Annotated in this window: 17 protein-coding genes and 1 pseudogene; 12 read left to right on the forward strand and 6 right to left on the reverse strand. The window is 62.4% G+C overall.

Annotated elements, in window-relative coordinates; genetic code table 11:
- Positions 1–17: 17 nt before the first annotated feature.
- On the reverse strand, positions 18–1,247 hold the full coding sequence (locus tag B4L76_RS02295) for an acyl-CoA dehydrogenase (protein ID WP_296230215.1): 1,230 nt from the start codon (positions 1,245–1,247) through the stop codon (positions 18–20).
- 141 nt (positions 1,248–1,388) lie between these two features.
- Between B4L76_RS02295 and B4L76_RS02300 the strand changes: the two genes are divergently transcribed.
- Complete coding sequence (locus B4L76_RS02300; RefSeq protein WP_296230216.1) at positions 1,389–2,315, forward strand: LysR family transcriptional regulator; 927 nt, start codon at positions 1,389–1,391, stop codon at positions 2,313–2,315.
- A gap of 196 nt (positions 2,316–2,511) precedes the next feature.
- Positions 2,512–3,666, forward strand: coding sequence for a cysteine desulfurase family protein (locus tag B4L76_RS02305; RefSeq protein ID WP_296230217.1), 1,155 nt, complete (start codon positions 2,512–2,514; stop codon positions 3,664–3,666).
- Positions 3,667–3,672: 6 nt separating this feature from the next.
- Here the strand turns inward: B4L76_RS02305 and B4L76_RS02310 are convergent, their stop codons facing one another.
- From B4L76_RS02310 to nfsB, 3 genes are all read right to left on the reverse strand, one after another.
- A complete protein-coding gene (locus tag B4L76_RS02310) occupies positions 3,673–4,110 on the reverse strand; it encodes an RES family NAD+ phosphorylase (protein WP_296230218.1) in 438 nt (145 codons plus the stop codon).
- The gene (locus B4L76_RS02315; RefSeq protein WP_296230219.1) at positions 4,107–4,556 is read right to left on the reverse strand and encodes an antitoxin Xre/MbcA/ParS toxin-binding domain-containing protein; all 450 of its coding nucleotides are present in this window, start codon (positions 4,554–4,556) and stop codon (positions 4,107–4,109) included. Before B4L76_RS02315 ends, B4L76_RS02310 begins: the two co-directional genes overlap by 4 nt.
- Before the next feature lie 130 nt (positions 4,557–4,686).
- Entirely contained in the window at positions 4,687–5,340 is a 654-nt protein-coding gene (gene nfsB, locus B4L76_RS02320; protein WP_296230220.1) for an oxygen-insensitive NAD(P)H nitroreductase, read from the reverse strand.
- 104 nt (positions 5,341–5,444) lie between these two features.
- On the opposite strand from nfsB, the gene B4L76_RS02325 reads away from it, so the two are divergent.
- From B4L76_RS02325 to B4L76_RS02335, 3 genes are read left to right on the forward strand one after another with little or no spacing between them, the layout of a single operon-like run.
- The gene (locus tag B4L76_RS02325; RefSeq protein WP_296230221.1) at positions 5,445–6,368 is read left to right on the forward strand and encodes a LysR family transcriptional regulator; all 924 of its coding nucleotides are present in this window, start codon (positions 5,445–5,447) and stop codon (positions 6,366–6,368) included.
- Positions 6,369–6,415: 47 nt separating this feature from the next.
- The gene (locus B4L76_RS02330) at positions 6,416–7,246 is read left to right on the forward strand and encodes an AraC family transcriptional regulator (protein WP_296230222.1); all 831 of its coding nucleotides are present in this window, start codon (positions 6,416–6,418) and stop codon (positions 7,244–7,246) included.
- 50 nt (positions 7,247–7,296) lie between these two features.
- Positions 7,297–7,881 carry a LysE family translocator gene (locus B4L76_RS02335; RefSeq protein ID WP_296230223.1) on the forward strand — a complete coding sequence of 195 codons (585 nt, stop codon included), beginning with the start codon at positions 7,297–7,299 and terminating at the stop codon, positions 7,879–7,881.
- A 61-nt stretch (positions 7,882–7,942) separates the two neighbouring features.
- On the opposite strand, the gene B4L76_RS02340 is transcribed toward B4L76_RS02335, so the two are convergent.
- On the reverse strand, positions 7,943–9,142 hold the full coding sequence (locus B4L76_RS02340) for a sugar transporter (RefSeq protein WP_296230224.1): 1,200 nt from the start codon (positions 9,140–9,142) through the stop codon (positions 7,943–7,945).
- Positions 9,143–9,347: 205 nt separating this feature from the next.
- On the opposite strand from B4L76_RS02340, the gene B4L76_RS02345 reads away from it, so the two are divergent.
- From B4L76_RS02345 to tssK, 5 genes and pseudogenes are all read left to right on the forward strand, one after another.
- Complete coding sequence (locus B4L76_RS02345; protein WP_296230491.1) at positions 9,348–10,664, forward strand: hypothetical protein; 1,317 nt, start codon at positions 9,348–9,350, stop codon at positions 10,662–10,664.
- Between the two features lie 649 nt (positions 10,665–11,313).
- Positions 11,314–12,324 (forward strand): type VI secretion system baseplate subunit TssG, encoded by a 1,011-nt coding sequence (tssG, locus tag B4L76_RS02350; RefSeq protein ID WP_296230225.1) that lies wholly within the window; start codon positions 11,314–11,316, stop codon positions 12,322–12,324.
- Entirely contained in the window at positions 12,321–12,899 is a 579-nt protein-coding gene (locus B4L76_RS02355) for an FHA domain-containing protein (protein WP_296230226.1), read from the forward strand. The genes tssG and B4L76_RS02355 overlap by 4 nt, the downstream gene beginning before the upstream one ends.
- Positions 12,896–13,645, forward strand: a complete 750-nt coding sequence (gene tssJ / locus B4L76_RS02360; RefSeq protein ID WP_296230227.1) for a type VI secretion system lipoprotein TssJ — start codon at positions 12,896–12,898, stop codon at positions 13,643–13,645. The genes B4L76_RS02355 and tssJ overlap by 4 nt, the downstream gene beginning before the upstream one ends.
- 25 nt (positions 13,646–13,670) lie before the next feature.
- Positions 13,671–13,937 (forward strand): annotated as a pseudogene (gene tssK, locus B4L76_RS02365) (type VI secretion system baseplate subunit TssK); the annotation flags it as partial.
- A gap of 125 nt (positions 13,938–14,062) precedes the next feature.
- On the opposite strand, the gene tssM reads toward tssK, so the two are convergent.
- Positions 14,063–17,740 carry a type VI secretion system membrane subunit TssM gene (gene tssM / locus B4L76_RS02370; protein WP_296230228.1) on the reverse strand — a complete coding sequence of 1,226 codons (3,678 nt, stop codon included), beginning with the start codon at positions 17,738–17,740 and terminating at the stop codon, positions 14,063–14,065.
- Between the two features lie 290 nt (positions 17,741–18,030).
- On the opposite strand from tssM, the gene tssF reads away from it, so the two are divergent.
- The gene (gene tssF / locus B4L76_RS02375) at positions 18,031–19,794 is read left to right on the forward strand and encodes a type VI secretion system baseplate subunit TssF (protein ID WP_296230229.1); all 1,764 of its coding nucleotides are present in this window, start codon (positions 18,031–18,033) and stop codon (positions 19,792–19,794) included.
- Positions 19,795–19,809: 15 nt separating this feature from the next.
- Positions 19,810–20,613: a type IVB secretion system protein IcmH/DotU gene (icmH, locus tag B4L76_RS02380; RefSeq protein WP_296230230.1), complete on the forward strand. Its 804-nt coding sequence runs from the start codon at positions 19,810–19,812 to the stop codon at positions 20,611–20,613.
- The last annotated feature ends 219 nt before the right edge of the window (positions 20,614–20,832 follow it).

Raw genomic sequence — 20,832 nt, forward strand, 5'->3', positions numbered from 1 at the left:
GACCCAAGCGAGCGAAATCATCGCTCGTCGTGCCGCTTGCGCGCCGGCATATGCTTGCCGATTTCATACTTGCCAATCGCCGCCCGGTGCACCTCGTCCGGTCCGTCGGCCAGGCGCAGGGTACGTTGCATGGCATACATGTAGGCCAACGGGAAGTCGCCGCTCACCCCAGCCCCGCCATGGATCTGGATCGCCCGGTCGATCACCTTCAACGCGACGTTCGGCGCCACCACCTTGATCTGCGCAATCTCGCTGCGAGCCACCTTGTTGCCGACCGTGTCCATCATGTACGCCGCTTTCAGCGTCAGTAGCCGGGCCATGTCGATTTCCATGCGCGAGTCGGCAATCTTGTCGACGTTGCCCCCCAGTCGCGCCAGCGGCTGGCCGAAAGCGGTGCGCTCCACCGAGCGTTTGCACATCAACTCAAGTGCACGTTCGGCCATGCCGATCGAGCGCATGCAATGGTGGATCCGGCCCGGGCCAAGACGCCCCTGGGCAATCTCGAAGCCGCGGCCTTCGCCAAGGATGACGTTCTCGTACGGCACCCGCACGTTTTCGAAGTGCACTTCGGCATGGCCGTGAGGTGCGTCGTCATAGCCGAACACCGGCAGCGGCCGGACGATCTTCACCCCGGGCGCATCGGTCGGCACCAGCACCATCGAATGCTGCTGGTGGCGTGGCCCCAGCGGGTCGGACAGGCCCATGAAGATCATCACCTTGCAGCGGGGGTCGCAGGCACCCGAGGTCCACCACTTGCGGCCATTGATCAGCCATTCGTCACCGTCACGCACAGCTGTGGCAGCCATATTGGTGGCGTCCGAGGACGCCACGTCCGGTTCGGTCATGGCAAATGCCGAGCGGATCTCGCCGCGCAACAACGGCTCCAGCCATTGATGCTTCTGCGCCTCACTGCCATAACGCACCAGCACTTCCATGTTGCCGGTGTCCGGTGCCGAACAGTTGAACGGCTCTGGCCCGAGCAACGAGCGGCCCATGATCTCTGCCAGCGGGGCATACTCCAGGTTGCTCAGCCCGGCGCCGTATTCCGATTCAGGCAGAAACAGGTTCCACAGGCCCTCGGCGCGGGCCCTGGCCTTGAGTTCCTCCATGATTGCGGTGGGCTGCCAGCGGTCGCCCTCGGCGACCTGCCGCTCGAACACCGCCTCGGCGGGGTAGACATGGGCGTCCATGAACGCGCTGACGCGCTCACGCAGTGCCTGGACCTTGGGCGAATAGGCGAAATCCATCGGGGGCTACCTTCACGGTTCGAAGTACATGGGGCAGAGCCTAGAGCAGCAAGCCACCATCCACCTAGTCTATTTTCCGTGTGTATAAACATTCATAACCGATATATGATCGGCCGATAATTCCAACAAAGAGCGGCGCCCATGAACCTCAGCAAGGTCGACCTCAACCTGTTCATCGTATTCGATGCGATCTACACCGAAGCCAACCTGACCCGTGCCGGGCAGATTGTCGGCATTACCCAGCCGGCGGTGTCCAACGCCCTTTCGCGGCTGCGCGAAACCTTCAACGACCCACTGTTCGTGCGCACCGCGCAAGGCATGGTGCCTACCCCCATGGCGCAGAACATCATCGGCCCGGTGCGCAACGCCCTGGCGCTGCTGCGCATTTCGGTGCAGGAAAGCCGCACCTTCAACCCGCAACAGGCCAACAAGACCTTCCGCATCAGCATGACCGACCTGACCGAGGCGGTCATCCTGCCGCCGCTGTTCCAGCGCCTGCGCCGCCTGGCACCGGCGGTGCTGATCGAAAGCTTCCTGTGCAAGCGCCGCGAGACCACCAAGGAGCTGGCCGCCGGGCGCCTGGACTTTGCCATCGACGCGCCGTTGAATACCGACCCGCAAGTACGCCACATCAAACTGATGCAGGATCGCTATGTCTGCGCCTTGCGCCAGGGCCATCCATTGGCAGACAGCAAACTGACCCTCGAAAGCTACCTGGGCATGACCCATATCCATATCTCCAGCCGCCGCAACGGCCTGGGCTATGTCGACCTGGCCCTGGGCAAGATGGGCGTGCAACGCAAGGTTGCCTTGCGTTCGCAGCATTACCTGATGGCCTCGCAGGTGCTGCAGCAGACCGACATGGCAATGACCGTTCCCGAGCGCTTCGCCCGCCGCCATCAGTTGCGCTACCAGCCACTGCCGGTGGAAGTGCCGGCGCTGGAGACCCATCTGTATTGGCATGAAAGCACTGACCAGGACCCGGCCAACCGCTGGATGCGCGAACAGATCACCGAGTTGTGCGAGCGCGTCGTGGCCGAGGAGGAAAAGGCGCTGGCGCCCGCCTGAAGGGCTTGCCAAGAGGCGTTGGGGCCAAACCTTGGGCAGGCGAGAGAAAAATTTTCTACTAATCGTTCTATTGGTAGAAATATCCTTTCAGCGATTCGGGAAATATCGCCGCAAGAAGCAAAAACTATTGCCCAAGCGGCGGGTACGCTTGCTGCAACGATCGCCGAGATTACGGCAATGACACGGACCCGCCCCAATGCCTAGCGCCCCGCTCTATTTCGACTATGCCGCCACTACTCCGGTCGACGACCGGGTCATCGAAACCATGCTTGCCTGCCTCGGCAGCCAGGCCAACTTCGGCAACCCGGCATCCACCGGCCATGCCTTTGGCCAGGCCGCCCGCCAGGCTGTCGAGCAGGCCCGTCAGCAAGTGGCCGAGCGCGTCGGCGCGCAGGCTGACGCACTGGTCTGGACTTCAGGCGCGACCGAGTCCAACAACCTGGCACTCAAGGGCATCGCCCAAGGCTTCGGCCAGCCCGGGCACCTGATCACCAGCCAGCTGGAACACAAGGCCGTGCTCGACAGCGTGGCTGAGCTGGAGCGCCAGGGTTGGGCGGTTACCCGCCTGGCAGCCGATGCCGCCGGGCTGATCCAGCCTGCCGCCGTGCAGGCGGCGTTGCGCGCCGACACCCGCCTGGTATCGCTGATGGCGGTCAATAATGAACTGGGTACGCTCACTGACGTTGCCACGATTGGCGAACAGGTGCGCACCCACGGTGCCCTGCTGCACGTGGATGCAGCGCAGGCGGTGGGCAAACTGGCCATCGACCTGAGCGCGATGGCCGTGGACCTGATGTCGTTCTCGGCGCACAAAGTGTATGGCCCCAAAGGGATTGGTGCGCTCTACGTCGGGCCGCGCGCACGCCCGCTGATGTGCGCGCAGATGCACGGCGGCGGGCATGAGCAGGGGTTGCGATCCGGCACCCTGGCGACCCACCAGATCGTCGGCATGGGCACCGCCTTCGCCTTGGCCGGCCAGCCCGGCGACAGCGAGCACCGCCGCCTCGAACAGTTGGCCGGGCGCCTGCGCGAAGGCTTGCTGGCGCTGCCTGGCGTCAGCCTCAATGGCTGCGCCCAGCAGCGTATTCCGCATACGCTGAACCTGTGCATTGACAACCCCCGTTTCAACAGTACCGCACTGGCCAGCGAGCTGGCATTGTCAACCACCTCTGCCTGCAATTCGGCAAGCAAGGCGGCCTCGCACGTGCTGCTGGCAATGGGACTGGACGAACACCGGGCACGCAACAGCGTGCGCCTGAGCATCGGCCGCTTCAGCACCGAGGCCGAAGTGGACACAGCGATCAAAGTTTTTGCCAGGGTGCTGGCAGCGGCTTCGGCGGCATTCTGGTAAACCTGTCTAGAACAGCCGGCTGTCCGGGGTGAAGTCTTCGACTTCGAGCCTGGCACTGTGCGCCTGCGGGTGCCGCGGGTTGAACAGGTAATTGATGGTTCTGGGCATGATCGCGCTGGGCACCGGCAGCAGCAACGCCGAACAGTCATCAAGGAAGCGGTTGCCCAGACCGCGGGTAAGTTCGGTCTGCGTTGACCAGCCAGGCTGCAAGGATGGCAGCTGTGCCTGGGAAACCGTGTCGGGCAACTCGATGCGCAGCAAGCGCATCGTGGTAGGGAAATCCTCGGGGTCGATCTCCAGGTGCACCAGCACTTCGAGCATGGCACCGGCCGGGCTGGTGGCAGCATAGACCACTGGCCGACCGGCCTGGTGCCAGCGGCCGCTGACGCGCAAACCGCCGGTTCCGCTCAGGTCGGCATAGGCGCTGATCCGCCACAGGATCACAAGCCAAAGCCTTCGGCGATCTGCAGCAGCATTTCCTCGACCTGGGTAGTACCTTGCTGGGTAGTGAGCATCTGCATGGGCGTCAGTCCCGCGAAGCGCTCCTTGGGCTTGGATAGCCAGCGCTTGGCCTTGGCCGCGTCGCCGAACACGGCTTCGGCCATCGCGGTGATATGCGCCGAGCGGAACAACCGGTCACTTTCCTCGACGGTCAGTGGCTGGTCACGTTCGATGCGGGACTTCAGGGTGCGCAGGGGAATGATCTGGTCACGCTCCACTGGCGTGAATACCCCCAGCTCGGTCAGCTTTACCAGCCAGGTGGCGGCAAACCCGTGGGTGATGCGGGTGTGGATCTCGAGATCACTGGCAAACTCGGGGATTTCCAGCAGCGCATGCAGGCGCGCCCGGTACTCGTGGTAACCGTTGTCGCGAAGCACTTCGGCAAGCATGGCAAGCTCCTTTCCGGCGTTTGCCGACAAGTATGCGGTATTTGCCGGATACATGCCAGCCAGGATGCCAAGCGGCCCAGCCCTGACCTTGATAAATTGCAAGGGCCGCTGTGCGGCCCCCCGGACGATGTCACAGGAAGGTGAACACCTGCGAAGCCGGCAAGCGCGACTTGTTCAGCCCGGCATTGAAATCCGTCTCGCTGCGGTACCCCAGGCTGAGGATTACCACGCTGGTGAAGCCACGCTCGCGCAGGCCCAGCTCGGCATCGAGGATCTTGCTGTCGAAGCCCTCGATAGGTGTCGCGTCCAGGCCATGGGCCGCAGCCCCCAGCATGGCCGTACCGAACGCCAGGTAGGTCTGCTTTTCCATCCAGTGCTGCAAATCTTTCTGGTCAAAACGGTGCAGGTCGACGTAGTGCCGGCGGCTCTGGTTCTGCGCGGCACGCGCCTGCTCATCACGGAAGCGCCCATCCGCTGCCTCCTGCTCGAGCACTGCGTCCAGGTGGGCCTCGCTCATCTCGGTGCGCGTGCAGAACACAATCACGTGTGACGCATCGAGAATTTTCGGCGAGTTGTAGGCAAAGCGTTCGGCAGTGCTCTTGGCCACGCGCGCCTTGCCTTCGGCAGAATCGGCGACGATGAAATGCCACGGCTGCGAGTTGACCGAAGACGGGCTGTGGCGCAGTTGTTCGAGCAGGGCGTCGACGGTGGCCTGGGGAATACGGCGCGAGGCATCGTAGGCTTTGGTGGTGTAGCGGCGCTTGGCCAGCGAGACAGTATCCATGCAACAACTCCTGGAATGAACGAGGGATTTGCTGGCCATGCTATCTTACCTGCAAAAAAGAAAAACCAGCACAATGCAACAACACTTTAACTTGTGGAGTGAAAATGCTGCGCATCGCCGACCTCGAGCTGTTCGTTCGCAGCAGCGTACTGGGCAGTTTCACTGCCGCCGCACACGAAGCCGGCTTGTTGCCAGGCCAGGTGGCTGCCGCGATCAAGCGCCTGGAGCGTGATCTCGATGTGCGCCTGTTTGCCCGCACCACCCGCAGCCTGCGCCTGACTGCCGAAGGCGAGTTGTATCTGCCGACCGCCGTGAATGTGCTGGAAAGCCTGCGCCAGGGCCGCGAAGACCTGCATGGCAACTCCAGCGTGCTGCGTGGCGTCCTGCAGGTATCAGCGCCTTCAGACCTGGGCCGCAACATGCTGTTGCCGTGGCTGAGCGCCTTTCGCCGCGAACATCCGGCCCTGCACCTGCGCTTCTTCCTGTCCGACCAGATCGCCGATCTCAACCGTGACCCGGTGGACGTGGCCATTCGCTACGGCCTCAACCAGGACGCCAACTACATTGCCCTGCCGTTGGCCGACTGGAACCGCCGGGTGCTGGTCGCCTCACCCGACTACCTGGCACGGCACGGCCGCCCGCTCACGCCTGAAGCCCTGCAACAGCACGCCTGCCTGCTGTACATGCAGCACAATCGGGTCTACGACAAATGGCGGGTGGGCAACCGTACCGTGCAAGTGCGCGGGCCGCTGGTCAGCGACGATGCCGACGTGATCCGCCGCCTGGCCTTGCAAGGCGAAGGCATCGTCTACAAGTCGTGGCTGGATGTGAGCGCCAACGTGGTAGCCGGCGAACTGGAAATCATCCTGCCCGAGCACATTGGTGAGGCTGCACCGGTCACCTTGGTATGCCCGCACCGCAAGCAGCTCACGCCCGCGATCAGGCAATTGCATGTGTGCCTGCGCGAACGCTTCGAGGCTTTGCGCAGCCGGGCCCTGAGCAACGGCTGCACAATCGTTCCAGACTGAGCCGGGCCGTTACGCTAAGGTAGTGGTTTCCGTTACGGCACGCCCCCATGAGCAACTGGATCGACCTCAAACAGGACGCCGACACCGGCATCGAGTCGGTCCGCGCGCATTTCGTCGGGCATGCCTACGACCCGCACTGGCACGACAGCTTCCTGGTCGGCGTGACCGAACAGGGGGTGCAGCAGTTCAACTGCCGCCGGGTACGCCACCGCAGCACACCGGGGCAGGTGTTTCTGCTCGAACCGGGTGACATCCATGATGGCCTGGCACCGACTGCGGAAGGCTTCACCTATTCGACGCTGTATCTGCAACCCGCCTGGCTGGACCAGCAACTGCGGGCGCTGTTCGAGCACGTGCCAGGCGACAGCCTGCCCAGCTTCGCCGATACCCTGTGCCACGACGAAAGCCTCGCCCGGGCCACCGCCCTCGCCTTCAGCGCCGTGCACGGGCAGGACTGGCGCATCGTGCGCCAGACGGCCATGGACGACCTGCTGGCTTGCCTGACCCGCCACCTGCACTGGCGCCGACGCATCAACCCCGACCCGCGCCTGCCGCTGACCGCGCAGCGTGCGCGCGATTACCTGCACGCCAACCTGGCGAGCGACATTGGCCTGGAAGACCTGGCCCAGGCCTGTGGCATCGACCGCTTCCGCCTGACCCGCGCGTTCAAGGCCGCGTACGGCCTGGCGCCGCACGCCTACCTGATCCAGCTGCGCCTGGCTCGCGCGCGGCGCCTGCTCGCCCAGGGCCAGACTCCCAGCGAAGTGGCCATGGCCCTGGGCTTTGCCGACCAGAGCCACCTCGGGCGCTGGTTCCGCCGCGCCTACCAGCTGACCCCGGCCGACTACCGCAGGCGCTGCTCAAACCTTCCAGACTGAACGGCGGCGGGCAGCGAACATGGTGCTTCGTTCATCCGGAGCCCTTGATCATGTCGCAGTCACTGTTGCCTTTCATTCTGTTTGCCCTGGTGTCCAGCATCAGCCCCGGGCCAACCAACCTGTTGATCCTCGCGCATGGCGCTCGCGCCGGGCTGCGCGCGAGCCTCGTGCCGATCGTGGCTGCCTGTGGCGCAGCTGCAGTGATCGTGCTGATGGTTGGCCTGGGGCTGGGTGAGCTGCTGCTACGCCACCCGCTGGCTCAGCAGTTGATGAGTGGCGCCGGTGTGCTGTGGTTGAGCTGGCTGGCGTGGAAAATGCTGCGCAGTGCGGCCGCCCCGCTGCAGGCAGCCACGGGGCAAGGACTCAGTGCGTTCAGCGCGGCCGCGTTGCAGGTGGTGAACCCCAAGGTGTGGCTGATGGCGGTGGCCGTGGTCGGGGTGTTTGCTTCACCATCGCTGCCGGTGTGGCGGCTGGCGCTGGTGTTCTGGCTGATCGCCCTGCCGTGCATGGCGGCGTGGGCGCTGCTTGGAGCAGGCAGCGCGCATTGGCTGCAGGCGCCGCAGAGGTTGCGGCTGTTCAACCAGGTGCTGGCAGGGGTGCTGCTGTTGTCTGCTTGGGCTGCCGTGCTGGCCTGAGCAGTCTGCACCCTCGCTCTCAGGTCTACAGGTATCTGCAGAAGTGCGTGCCAGGGTCAGGTCAATGTGTCAGTGCCTCGCGGAACCGCGCGGTACTGGCAACCGCCAGCAGCAACCCGAGCACCGCCACGCTTCCGCCCACCAGGCCGATGTAGGCCACGTCCAGCTGGCTGCTGACAATACTCCCGAGCAACGCGCCACCGCCGATGCCGATGTTGTAGATACCCGAGAACAACGCCATGGCCACGTCGGTGGCATCGGACGCCAGCTTCAAGGTCTTGGACTGCAGCGACAGGCTGAAACTGAGAATGGCCACGCCCCAGAACATGCTCAGCGCAGCGAACGCATAGAAGTTGCCCGACAGCGGCAACAGCAGCAGCAGGCAGGCCGCCAACAGGCCGATCGAACCGACCAGGAAGCCATGCGGGAAGCGGTCGCTGTAACGGCTGAACAGCAACGAGCCGAATACCCCGGCACCACCAAACAACAGCAATAGCAAGGTGGTGCGCTCAGCGCCGATCTGTGCCACGTGCAGGGCAAACGGCTCGATGTAGCTGTAGGCAGTGAACTGCGCGGTGATCACCAGCGTCACCAGCACATAGGTGATCACCAGCGCCGGGCGCTTGAACAGGATCGGCAGGCTACGCAGCGAGCCGGAGTTCTGGCTGGGCAACAAGGGCAGCGACTTCATCAGGCAGAGCATGGTCGCCAGCGCCACCACGGCAATGCTCAGGAAGGTAATGCGCCAGCCCAGCGCCTCGCCCACCACCCGGCCCAGCGGGATGCCCAGGACCATGGCCAGGGTGGTGCCGGTAGCCAACAGGCCCAGCGCCTTGGCCTGCTGGCCCGGCGGTGCCACGCGCACCGCCAGCGAGGCGGTAATGGCCCAGAACACCGCATGCGCCAGGGCAATGCCGATACGGCTGACCAACAACATGGCAAAGCTCTGCGACAGCCACGACAGCAGGTGGCTGCCGATGAACACCATAAACACCAGCAGCAACAGGCGCCGCCGCTCGATGTTGCGGGTCAGCAGCATCATCGGCAACGAGGCCAGCGCCACCACCCAGGCGTAGATCGTCAGCATCAGGCCGACCTGGGCGGTGCTCATGGCAAAGCTGCGGCCAATGTCACTGAGCAGCGCCACCGGGACGAACTCGGTGGTGTTGAAGATGAACGCGGCCAGGGCCAGGGCCATCACGCTCAGCCAGCTGCCGCTGCCTGCCGTGGCGGGCATGTGGGTGGGTATGGGTCCATTCATGGGTTGAAACCGGTTCTCCGCAGACAAGGCAACAGACCGCACGCCAGCCACCCGGTTGCACCGGGTGTCGACGTACGCTTTGTTATTGGAAGGAATGCCCGGCATGGTACGCGTCACACCCCGGCCTCACAACCGCGCATCGGGCAGAAGGAGTACCATGCGCGCTTTGTGGATACGTGTACGCAACCAGGAGCCCGACCCGCGCATGGACAAGCAGACTCCCCAGCAACAGTGGCAACAGGCGGTCACCGCCTATGCCCGGGCCGTCAACGACTACGTCGCGCAGGGCCGCGCGCACGGCTGGGATCACCTCGAAGCACCGCAGGCCGCTGCCACCGAGCACCTGCTGGAGGCCTGGCTGGCCGCCCTGCAAGCGGCCAACCGCCCCGGCGTCGATGACCAGCAGCGCCAGGCCTTCCGCGAGGCCTGGCCGCCTGCGCACCATCCCTTGGTGCCGTTGCTCGATGCTCACGGCCAGGGCATCAGCAACGTCTTGCTGCTGGATGACGGGAGCCTGCTGGCGCGCATCGGCATGCCCTGTGACAAAGGCCAGGTAGTGCGTATCGACAGCCACGCGGTAACGCCGGTGATCGGGGTCGAGCATTTCGGTCGCTGCCCGGCACGTCGCTACTTCGCCCTGGCCAACACCGAAGGGGTGCGCGTGACCGATGGCTGGGGCGGCCCCCAGGTGCAGCGCCTGGCCTGGCCGACGGGGCTGGAGGGGTTGCCGGCAGGTTACCCGTTCGAGCCGTTCGAGTTGCCACCCACGCCCTCCGCCCTGATCCCCTTTCCGGATGGCCAGCGGGTCCTGCTGGTAAGTGCCGAAGGTATCTTCCTGCTCACCTGCCAGGGCGCGATCCGACTGCTGCCGCAGCAGGCACGGATACTCGATGAGCTGGCCGAGGGCACCGACCCGGACGACATCAGCCTGGGGCTGAGCATGGAGCACGGTGCGGTGTCGGCGGATGGCCGCTTGATCGCGGTCGGTGAGCAGGGCAGCCGCCACCACGTGCTGGACGACCAGCTCAGGCCCGTGGCCACGATCGGGCCTGCCAGCGAATACCCGCACTTTGCCCTGTTCAACCGCACGGGCGACCAACTGCTGCTCAACGCCTGCCACTTCTACAGCGGTGCCAGCCTGGCGGTCAGGGTGGCCGACCTGCCGGGGCTGGATACCGACTACTACAGCCAGGACCCACGTACGCCGCTGGTACAGGATGGCGCACGGGTGTATGCCGCCGTGGCGCGTGACGGCGAATACATCGTCGGCGATGCCTATGGCTACCTGCGGGCGTTTGGTGAAGATGGCGTGGAGCATTGGCAGCATTACCTGGGCTCGACCATCAGCGCGCTGGATGTCAGTGCCGATGGGCGGACGCTGGTGGCGGCCAGCCATGCCGGGTTCGTTTCGCTGATTGCGCTGGACAGCCAGCGGCCAGCCTGGCAGATCGGCACCGGGGACCATGGTGAAGTGCGGCGCTGGTTGTTCTGGAAGGGCTGGGACAGGCCGATGGCCTGGTAACCGCAGGTGCCCCGCTCCCATCGGGACCAGTGTGGTGTTTCAGAAATGCCGCTGAAAATCTGAGCCAGGCTCGGTAGAAGCTCACTCTCCAAGGGCACCACTTCACGCTGACCTCGGCGTCATGGCTGAGGTTGAGCGTTTTATTTTCAACGTTGAGCGAGAAGCTACGACAACCGTGTCGTAAAGCAAACCCACTCCTGGACTTGTCACTATCGCCCCCTGGCGATCCGAACGCAGTCGCTCTACTGCGTGAGCGGCGTAGTTCAATGGCTGCACAAGCTGTTCTCCGTGTTTGGTCAGGGTCGCTAGTTATTGAGCTCGCAGTGATCGAGCAGGCAACTCGGAGTTCTATATTGCCCCTCCGCATCACGCAGAATGAACAGCAGCAACCAACACGACCGAACATCCCAAGCACACGACTTACCTAGCACAGGAAAAAGCTATGAACTGCGCGATAGCGTGGTGACCAACTTCCTGCAAACATCTTCTTACACTTCGTACCTCGACCGGAAGCCCTTCCTCATTGCATGGTTTTCTTTTTAGCGAAACTACCGCCGAGCCATTTGTTTAATCAATGCCTACCGACTGGTAATTATTCTTACAAACACGTCTTACATATAGAAACCACACCACTCCCTGAGGATTTGACATGGACGATGAATCAGCAAATAAAGTCCAGGATGCTGTGGACCGTATGTTGCCTGAGGCCCATCAGTACTCGTACTTCCAGCTTCTAGAGTTGATGTACCACGTACACGGCGATGATCTTGAGCAACGCCCCCTCTCCCGCGAAACCCGAAGACGCTTGCGGCTGGAGGTCTCTCCGAAACTGTCATTCCCCGTCGCCGATGTAATCAGTGCTGAGCGTATTGGGGACGATCGCTACAGCATTCAAGCCACCTTCCTTGGCTTGCATGGCACCGATTCGCCGCTGCCCAGCTATTACCTTGACGAAGTGGCCTATGAGCATGCGCAGAGCATCGGTGTACGCCCGGCCTACTTCAACTTCTTCAACCATCGTCTGCATACCCTGTTGCATCAGGGGTGGCGCAAGTACCGCTATTACCGGCGCTTCCAACCGGGCGCCACAGACGGTTTCTCTCGTTACATCTTCGCCATGATCGGCCTGGATGACGCGGCGTTGCGCGGGGCGACCGCCTTGCCCTGGAGCCGGTTGCTGAGCTTCGTGGGGATGATTGCCAGCCGCAGCCGATCACCGGGCATGGTGGCTGGCATGATCGCGCACTGCTTCGATCTTCGGGACGTGACGATCCGCGAGTTCGAGAAACGCGTCGTGCAGATACCGCAGTCTCAGCGCAATGGCTTGGGTTCGCGCAATTGCACGCTCAATGACAACTTCCTGGTGGGCGGCAGCACCGTGTCACGTAGCAGCAAGTTCACCATCGTGATCGCGGGGCTTGACCAACAGCAGTTTCGCGAGTTCCTGCCCAGCGGTGACAACTACCACCGACTGGCCCGGCTTGTGGAGTTTCTGCTGCGCGATGTCGGAGCGTATGACCTGGAATTACGCATGCGTGCCGAAGAGGCACCGCCCTTCAGCCTCAGAGCCGAGCATGGCACCCACCTCGGCTGGACCAGCTTTTTAGCTGACCGCAATGACCCCACACCTCCCCCTGTTCGCATCACGGTACGCGCATGAGTACAGATGATCTCTCCCCCAGTCTTACCCTGGCCGTCCTCAACCCGGAAACACTCCTGCATGGCAGCGAGCCGCAGTACCGCTTCGACAAGGCAGGCGGCACCCTTGGCACGCAAGCGACCTGGCGGCTGCATGATCGTGAGGCGCGCATCCTGCCGGTGCACTGCGAGATCCGCTGGCATGAAGGCCATTTCTGCCTCATCGACCACAGCAGCAAGAGCTTCATGAACGGCAGTGACACCGCACTGCTATCAGGCACACCTATACGCCTCAGGCACAACGACAGGCTGCAGATCGGCGATTACCAGATTGCCATCCGCTTGGGCGATGAGGACGAGGCAGAGGAACGGCTGGAGCTTCATTCTGCCAACAATCCGCTTTCACCCCTGCAGGCCGCACAGCGTTTGTGCCCACTGCAGGTTCTCGGCGAACCGGCTATCGATGCAATGAGTCTGTGCCTCCCCTCAGAGCCCGTGCATACAGATGAGCTCGATCCCCAAGCGTATCTGGACCGTGTGGCGCAATCCCGCATTGACCCCACCATCGCCGAGATCTTCGGCAGGGAGATGCGATGAACAAGCGCATCGGTGTGGTTCTGGCCTGTCTGGCACTCAGCGGCTGTACCTCGATCAGCAAGGCATACCAGGTGATCAGGGACCCGACGCTGCCTGTCGGCGGCCCTACCAACGACATCAGCCATGTGGGGCTCAGTCTATATGCCGCTGATCCACCTGCTGTCGCCAGCTCAGCTAACACGACCCTGGAGGAGCCTGCCCCGCCGTCTGACCAACCGACGGGGCTGGCGGTGACCCTCAGTGCGACGGATGCCGTTGGGCTAACTGACAAGGTCGGCGCGCTGGCTGAACAACTGCACCAAAACTACCCAACATCACCCAGTGCGCCTGCTCAGTTGGCCAGCTACACAGCAGCGCACTCCGAGGCACCAGAGCCGACCGGCCAAGCGCCGCGACAAGCCCCCTCTTCCATCGCCTTCAAAGTACTGCAACTCAGGGACGACTCCCTGTTGCTGGACGCCACATATGAGCAAGTGGAAGAAGATCTGGACGAAGCACTGGGCAGCACCCTGATCAGCGTTGACGACTTCCGGTTGGTGCCGGGCCATTTCAAGTTCATTGAACATGAAGAGATCAACGAGCGTACGCGTTACATCGCTGTCGTGGCGCACCTGGATGATCCTCACGGCAAGTGGAAGGATTCCATACGCATCAAGCCCCGCGGTTACAGCCACACCGTGCACGTCCACTTCGAGAACAACGGCGTCGAGCTGCGTCAGGACAGCGAATTTCTCCGCAACCAGTAACGCCTACTGAAAGAAGGAATACCCGATGACTTCACGTAACGCTGTGCTATGGAAAGAAGGCGTGTTCGTCAAACCGCAGCACCTCCAACAGATGGCCTTCGCCGCGGAGTCGGCACTGCAACAACGCGTGTTCAGTTTGAACGATGCATTCTATGGGTTCAGCGAACTGGAATTGAATGCGGAGTACCTGAGCTTCGGCAAGGTTGCCATCATCCGCGCCCGTGGGGTAATGCCCGATGGCACAGTCTTCGACATTCCCGGTGACATGCCACCGCCCGCGCCATTGGAAATTCCCCGGGGAGTTCCCGAATCTTGAGATGCAACTCTGGGCGATCGGGCCGGACTGAATCGCTGAAGCAGTCAAAGAAGAACGCCGATGCCAGTACTGGCATCGGGGTTGTTCTTTTATGAGCTATGTCAGCGCTTTGCCACTTCGTTGGCTACCCCTTCGCGCAACAACCGCTGCGGCAATTCGAAACCCGCAAACAGCTGGCGAGTGAAAGGATTGTTCGCGCCTGTCGCGTGGAACTTGTAACGCGCAGTCTCACCGGCAATCCCGAAACTTAAATCGACGCTGGTTGGCGTGCGAGCGTTCAATCCACCGCGACTGAGCAGGCGGTAGAACGACCATGGGCCGTGGTAGCCCAGGCTGACCGTCGTACCCGCTGCCTGTACCAAGGTGACGCGGCTATGCCCACTCTCCCCGCCAGGGCCTGGCCAGGTCATGCCAAGCGGGTCTCTACCCTTGTCCGCAAATGCCTGCAGCTGACCATCCACACCAAAGACGCTGCCCCGCAACCCGCTGCTGATAGCCACTGGCTCCAGGCCAAAACTCACGTTCAATTCACCACGATTGTCGAAGAACGCGTTGCGAATCGATTCCGCCTGCTTCAGTTGCTCCATCACCTCAGGTCGGACCAGGTAGCCGTCATCGGAGCTGGAATAGAGCGCATTGAGGTTGTCTTTCAGGAACACCGTGAGGTATTGATCCTGGAAGCGCTTGAGCTGCCCCTGCGGGCCAAAAAACGCCTCGAAGTCCTTGAGCGAAACATCCGGCCCAGCTGGGTCGATCGGGTAGCGTGAAGCCAGGCGCTCCTGGTAGACGCTGTACACCTCCGCCTCCCAGCGCTGCTCCAGCTCGCGCAGCGCCATGACCATCAACACCTGGGAGGTCTGCTCCGCCAGTTGGCGAACATGCCGGTTCAGCGGTTCCGGCAAGCCCGTGGCAACGCGCTGCAGGTTGCGGATGGGATCGGGTTCTTTCTCGGAGAACCGGGTGAGCGCCACCGCCAGCGCGGCCTTGCCTTGATTCGGGTTGTCCTGCACCGCTTTCACATAGTCATACACGGCGCTGACGGCCTGCAGCGTTTCGTCATGGAAGGACGGCTTGTCGCCCCGCACATCGAGCATCCCCGAAAGCCCGGCAAACGACCGATAAATTCCCATGGCCTGTACGCGACCTGGTGGATTGCCTTGTGGCTGCTTCTCGTTGTCCACGGGCTCAGGGTAGATCAGCGTGTTGCCGCGCACCGCTTCCAACAATCGCCGCATGGGGGCTGCCGGGCCGGTGACCTGCTCCAGCACACTCACCGCATGGGCCAGGTCGGTGAACTCTGTAACCGAAAACTGGTTCAGCACCCGCCGCCAACTATCGATGTAATCGGCGCTGTACAAGGCACGCAGGCGTTCCGTCAGGGCCTGGCGGTCCACCTCGGAATAGTCGAGGGTGCGCCGCTCGCCCAATACCCACTGGTCGATCAGGGCGAGGTCGGCCACGTACTGGCTGTGTTGGTCGAAGTAGTCCCGAAAGCCCCGCGCAGTGAGCAACGGTGGCAGCGACAGACTGCCATCGACGGCCGCCTGGTAGTTGCGCTGGTTCAACGGCACATAGACGATATCGAAGGCCGGCCCGATCTCGTTGCGCAGGTCCAGCGCACCGTGCAACTGCTGTGCAGCCTGCTGCTTCAGGCTGATGTAGACGCGCTGGGCCAGGGGCAGTTTGCGCAGCTGCTGTTGTGCCTCAGCTACCACGCGCTGGTAGCTCGGCAGCTCGACATCAGCGTAAGCGAGGCCGTACTGCAGATGACGCATCAGCGCCGCCTGCAACTGGCCTTGACCCGGATAAGCCTTTTGCCATTCACGGGCCATCCACTGCTCAACCAGTTCCGGTCGGCGATTGGCGCGATCCTCGATCATGCGGTACACACGCAGGGCGGCCAGTTGTTCATCACTACCGGGTGCCGCCTGCTGGATGGTCGCCGCCACGCCACCCGCAATCGCCGGTAGAAAGCGCCGGGCCAATGCATTCAGGTAGGCCTGGTCCACCTGTGGGCCGATGGCTTTGCCCTGGTACAAGCCCATGTCCGTGAACACGGTCCAGCCTGAGCGATAGTCACCGTACAGGCTCACCGCATCGCGGATCTCATCCAGTGGTGCCAGCAGGTTGCGCCCGCTCAGGTCAGCTTTGCCGTCGGCGCTGGTGTTGGTGAACGCCTGGCTTTTCTCCAGCACCTGTTCGGCCTTGTCACGGTTGACGCTGTAGAAGTACAGCCAACCACCGGCCATGGCCAACCCGCACACGCTCGCGGCGATGGCGCCGCCTCGCAACAGGCGGACCTTGTGCTCGACAACCCGCTGGTTGTCGCCGGCCAAGCCGGCCTCGGGATAGACCACGCGTTGCAACAGTTGCTGGGCGAAATAGACCACGGAAGTGCCTTGTGGCTTGGTCGACAGTGCTGGCGGGCTGAGGGCAAAAGCACGGGCGGAGGCATCCGCGAGCAGGTTACGTACCTCTCCGCGCTGGTAGACCGAGGAAAAATACACGCCCCGCACCAACGCAGGCGTGGTGTATCGATCGCTGCTCAGCACGTCGCCCAGGAAACTCAGCAACATCTTGCGGGCACCACTCAGCTCCCTGAGCAGCGAGTAGGCACGTTTGCGCGCCGCTGGAGGCATTGCACCGCAGGCGGACTCCAATGTGTCCTCAAGCTGCTCGATGAAGTGCTGGTAGGCCTCGCCCAGTTCCTCCAGCCAGCTGTCGAAATCGTTCACCGACGCCAGCGTAAAGGTGAAGCCCTGCACCTCTTCGCGCTCGCGTGCCAGCAGCTTGGCAAACAGTTCCTCAAAGCCGTCCAGCAGGTCGAACTTGGTCATCACCACGTACAGCGGCAGACGCGTGCCTAACTCGCCACCCAGCTCCGTGAGGCGTGCGCGCAGCACGAAGGCCAGGTCACGACGCTCTTTTTCGCTTTGCGCGAACAGCTTGGTCATGTCCACCAGCAGAACCACGCCATTGAGCGGCCGACGACTGCGATTCTGCGCCAACCAACCGATCATGTGCCGCCACAGTCGGCGCTCGATACCTGCCGGCAGCCCTGGCGGATCGGCCGGCTTGAGCGCGACGGGAGCAGCTGTCTCTGTAGCTGCAGGCGCATCGTCCTGACCGTCTTCAAGCGTTGCCGGGGACGGCTGCGGATCGGGTACCGGCACGGGCCGCTCCGGTTGGCTGATGAACTCACCGGGCGGATCGATCAGCACCGCATCGTCCCCTACCCACCAGTCGATATCGAACACCAGGTCTGGATCGGCGCTGGTCCGCTGAGTCGAACTGCGCTCGGTACGGGTCAGGGCAAAGCGCTGGTCCGAGCGGCTGACAAAGCTCGATTTGCCGGCATTCTCTTCGCCCAGGATGAGATACCACGGCACATCGTATCGATGCCCGCGACCGCCCTGGCTGTCGCGCAAGCGAGCCAGGCTGCCGTCGAGGGCGCGCTGCTGGGCCTGCAGGTACACCAGGCAGGGATCCTCCACCTCACGCCGCTGCCGTTGCTGCTCGCGCATGATCGAGCGATTGCGACGGTGCACCCACGCGCTCCACACCAGCAGCGGTAACACCACCAGCAGCACGGTGGCGGCAATACGCACAGGCTGCTCGGCCAGCGGCTGCTGGCCACGCCACTGCCACTGCGGCCCCCACCACCATACCCCGATCACGGCAACTGCCACGCAGAGCACTGTGGCGATAACAACTACGGGCATCGCCTGACGCTGCAACAACGATAAACCACGCAGCAGACTGTCCTTTTTCACTTTCATAGCGGCAAACCTTACCGACTGCACTTTCGATGAATTGACGCACGCTCGAGGCACGAATGGCAAAAGACAGTAACAGCACCCGAAATTACTTATCAACGCCTACCATTACGAAATAAGCGCTAACACTTTTTTTGAAGACGCCGCACGGCGATCTGCAATAAAGAATTAATAGCCGCACACCACCACGGCATTTAAACCACGAACTTGTGGGAAGTTTCCTACAAGTCGCCCCGATCAATTTTTATTGCGTCGGACTCACCCCCTTAAATAGAGCGCTCGAAACAACAAACATGAAGTTTAAAGATTGGTTCAGGCAGGAGCTGCAGACCCTCCGGGAGCTGGGTGACGACTTTGTCGAAGACGAGCCGCGCCTGGCGCCTTTTCTCGGGCGCACCGCTTCGGACCCGCAAAGTGAGCACGTGTTGGAACACTTCGCCTTCCTGACCGCTCGCCTGGTCATGAAGCTCGAAGACCACCTGCCCGAGCTGACACACCCTCTGCTGCAACTGCTCTACCCCAATGTGCTGCGGCCGCTGCCGAGCATGACGGTGATGCAATTCATGCCGGTCGACCATGCGCTGAGCGAAACCCAGGTGATGGCCAAAGGCACGCCGGTGTACTCCCGGCCGGTTGACGGCGTGAGCTGCGAATTCCGCACGTGTGCCGAGCTGGCCATCGCACCGCTGGAGATCCGCAGCATCGCGACGCGGCCCAGTGCCGAAGCCCCCGTGGTGCGCATCGACCTGGGCGCCCTGTCCGAACAGCCCCTGCGGCGTATGAAGTGCGACCATTTGCAGTTCCATCTCGCCGGTGGCATCCGCAACGCGCTGCACCTGTACCAATGGCTGGCACGGCACCTGGACAAACTCTACCTGCACATCGGCCAACACCGCTTCGCACTGCCACCCGCCGTGACCTTCGTCGGTTTCGAGGTCGATGAAGCCCTGCTGCCAAGCGCAGGCGAGCAGATGGACGGCTACCGCATCCTGCACGAGTTCTTTTGCTTCCCCGAACGCTTTCATGGCTTTCGCATCGAGGGGCTGGGGGCCTACTGGCCGGATGAAGCCGCCGAACAGATCCAGCTGGAATTGCGCTTCAACAGGCCCCTGCCACCTGACATCCAGATCGATCAGACGACGATCCTGCTCAACTGCGTTCCCGCCATCAACCTGTTCACCTGCAAGGCCAAGCCCATTCCACTCAGTGAAAAGGCAAGCCACGCGCTTGTAAACGTGGGCCGCCAAGGCAGCGATAAAGACGAGATATTCAGCATCGATCACGTCAGCAGCCAGCGGCAGAAGTCCAAGGACCATGTACGCGACTTCAAGCGCTTCGAGGCCCTGTACCGTGATTTCCCACTAAGCGAACGGCTACCTTCGCTCTACTACCAACTGCACATCGAACAGGAGCCGGTCAACGATAAGGTGCAACACAAGATTGGCGTGGTGCATCACAACCTCGTGCCGTATCTGGGTGACCAGGAAGAACTGAACATCGAGCTGACCTGCAGTAACGGCGCCCAGGCGCAACAGCTGAAGGTGGGCGACATCGACCTGACCACCCAGGACACGCCCTCGTACATAACTTATCGCAACCTGACCCCACCCACTCGCAGCTACCCGCCCATGCTGCAAAGCGGTGGCCAGGGTGAGCGTCACTGGGCGCTGATCTCCAACCTGGCCTTGAACAACCTGTCGCTGTCCTCCCCGGCTGCGCTCGCTTCAGTTCTGCGGGTATATGACTTTGTCGGTGCTCATGACCTGCAGCAGGCCCGCAAGACCGCTCAGCGCCTGGGCGCCATCAAGAAAGTGCACAGCGAGCCCTACGACTGGCTGATCAAGGGCCTGCCCGTACGCGGCATGCGCACCACCCTGCACATCGACCCTGACGGCTTCGAATGCGAGGGCGAGGTGCAGCTGTTCGGCAACGTGCTGTCCCACTTCATGGCGTTGTACGCCAGCAGCAATTCCTTTCATCAACTGCAGATTGCCAACACCGCCAATGCCACCCGCCAGCTATGGCCCGCCCGGACCGGGCGGCAACCGGTAATGTGACCAGGAGGTCCGCCCATGAACAATGTGCCCGAGCAAGACTACGAAAGGGGCCACGCCGATGCCCGAACGTCTCCACCCCCGAACGAACTATTCCCCCAGGTTGACGCGCTTGGATTCGACACCCGCTCGAACACTGGCAATCCCATCCTCGACATTGCCGCGCCGCTGTTCGGTTTGGTCATTCGCCTGGAGGGCACCGAAAAGTACGAGCACGTCGAGCCGTTATATGGCCACGTCAAGACCATGATCCATGGCATGGTCGAGGAAGTGCGCCAGCTTGAGCACTGCGATGAGGGCGACCGCGTGGTGTTTTCCTACTGCCTGTGCTGTGTGGTCGATGAAGCGGTGATGGCCACGCCCTGGGGACGTGACTCACCGTGGAAGGCCCAGTCCCTGCTCAGCGCCATCCATCAGGAGACCTGGGGCGGCGAGAAATTCTTCAATGTGCTGGAGCGCCTGCTAGGGGCGCCGGAAAAACGCCGCGACCTGTTTGTGTTCCTGTTCTGGTGCCTGGCATTGGGCTACCGCGGCAAGTACGCCAACCAGACCAATGGCGACCAGGAACTGGAACGCTGGATGGCGCGTCTGCGCAAGCGGATCGTGGAACTACGCGGCCCCAAAGCCCACTCACAACGGTTGACCGACCCTTTCACCAATGTGGCGCCCCGCCACTATCGCATGAACCGCCAATTGCCGTGGTGGACACCGTGGGCCGTCATGGGCGTGTGTTGTACCGCCGTCTACATGTACTTCGCCAGCAGACTCAACGGTATCACTGAACAAGTTCTGGCTTCGCTGCAAACGCTGTTGCAGCCATAACTTTCACCAGAACGAACCGACATGATTCAGCAGTCACTGTGCCTATCGGCGCAGCAAGTACGGCTTCACCATAAAAACGATAAGCGCTGCATTTAGCGAAACTTCCTACACGACTCTAGGAAACCACTGCAGCGACCTGGAAGGGATTCCTCGCTACGGTCTTGAGTGCACTTACGCCGCGCGTTCCATAACGCGTTCGGCTTCATGAACCTGCCGAAA

Source organism: Pseudomonas sp. UBA4617, assembly GCF_002386445.1.
Taxonomy (GTDB): Bacteria; Pseudomonadota; Gammaproteobacteria; order Pseudomonadales; family Pseudomonadaceae; genus Aquipseudomonas.

Coding starts and splice junctions, on each gene's coding strand:
- B4L76_RS02295 (WP_296230215.1), bottom strand. CDS start 1,247: ATGGATTTCGCCTATTCGCCCAAGGTCCAGGCACTGCGTGAGCGCGTC.
- B4L76_RS02300 (WP_296230216.1), top strand. CDS start 1,389: ATGAACCTCAGCAAGGTCGACCTCAACCTGTTCATCGTATTCGATGCG.
- B4L76_RS02305 (WP_296230217.1), top strand. CDS start 2,512: ATGCCTAGCGCCCCGCTCTATTTCGACTATGCCGCCACTACTCCGGTC.
- B4L76_RS02315 (WP_296230219.1), bottom strand. CDS start 4,556: ATGCTTGCCGAAGTGCTTCGCGACAACGGTTACCACGAGTACCGGGCG.
- nfsB (WP_296230220.1), bottom strand. CDS start 5,340: ATGGATACTGTCTCGCTGGCCAAGCGCCGCTACACCACCAAAGCCTAC.
- B4L76_RS02325 (WP_296230221.1), top strand. CDS start 5,445: ATGCTGCGCATCGCCGACCTCGAGCTGTTCGTTCGCAGCAGCGTACTG.
- B4L76_RS02330 (WP_296230222.1), top strand. CDS start 6,416: ATGAGCAACTGGATCGACCTCAAACAGGACGCCGACACCGGCATCGAG.
- B4L76_RS02335 (WP_296230223.1), top strand. CDS start 7,297: ATGTCGCAGTCACTGTTGCCTTTCATTCTGTTTGCCCTGGTGTCCAGC.
- B4L76_RS02340 (WP_296230224.1), bottom strand. CDS start 9,142: ATGAATGGACCCATACCCACCCACATGCCCGCCACGGCAGGCAGCGGC.
- B4L76_RS02345 (WP_296230491.1), top strand. CDS start 9,348: ATGGACAAGCAGACTCCCCAGCAACAGTGGCAACAGGCGGTCACCGCC.
- tssG (WP_296230225.1), top strand. CDS start 11,314: ATGGACGATGAATCAGCAAATAAAGTCCAGGATGCTGTGGACCGTATG.
- B4L76_RS02355 (WP_296230226.1), top strand. CDS start 12,321: ATGAGTACAGATGATCTCTCCCCCAGTCTTACCCTGGCCGTCCTCAAC.
- tssJ (WP_296230227.1), top strand. CDS start 12,896: ATGAACAAGCGCATCGGTGTGGTTCTGGCCTGTCTGGCACTCAGCGGC.
- tssM (WP_296230228.1), bottom strand. CDS start 17,740: ATGAAAGTGAAAAAGGACAGTCTGCTGCGTGGTTTATCGTTGTTGCAG.
- tssF (WP_296230229.1), top strand. CDS start 18,031: ATGAAGTTTAAAGATTGGTTCAGGCAGGAGCTGCAGACCCTCCGGGAG.
- icmH (WP_296230230.1), top strand. CDS start 19,810: ATGAACAATGTGCCCGAGCAAGACTACGAAAGGGGCCACGCCGATGCC.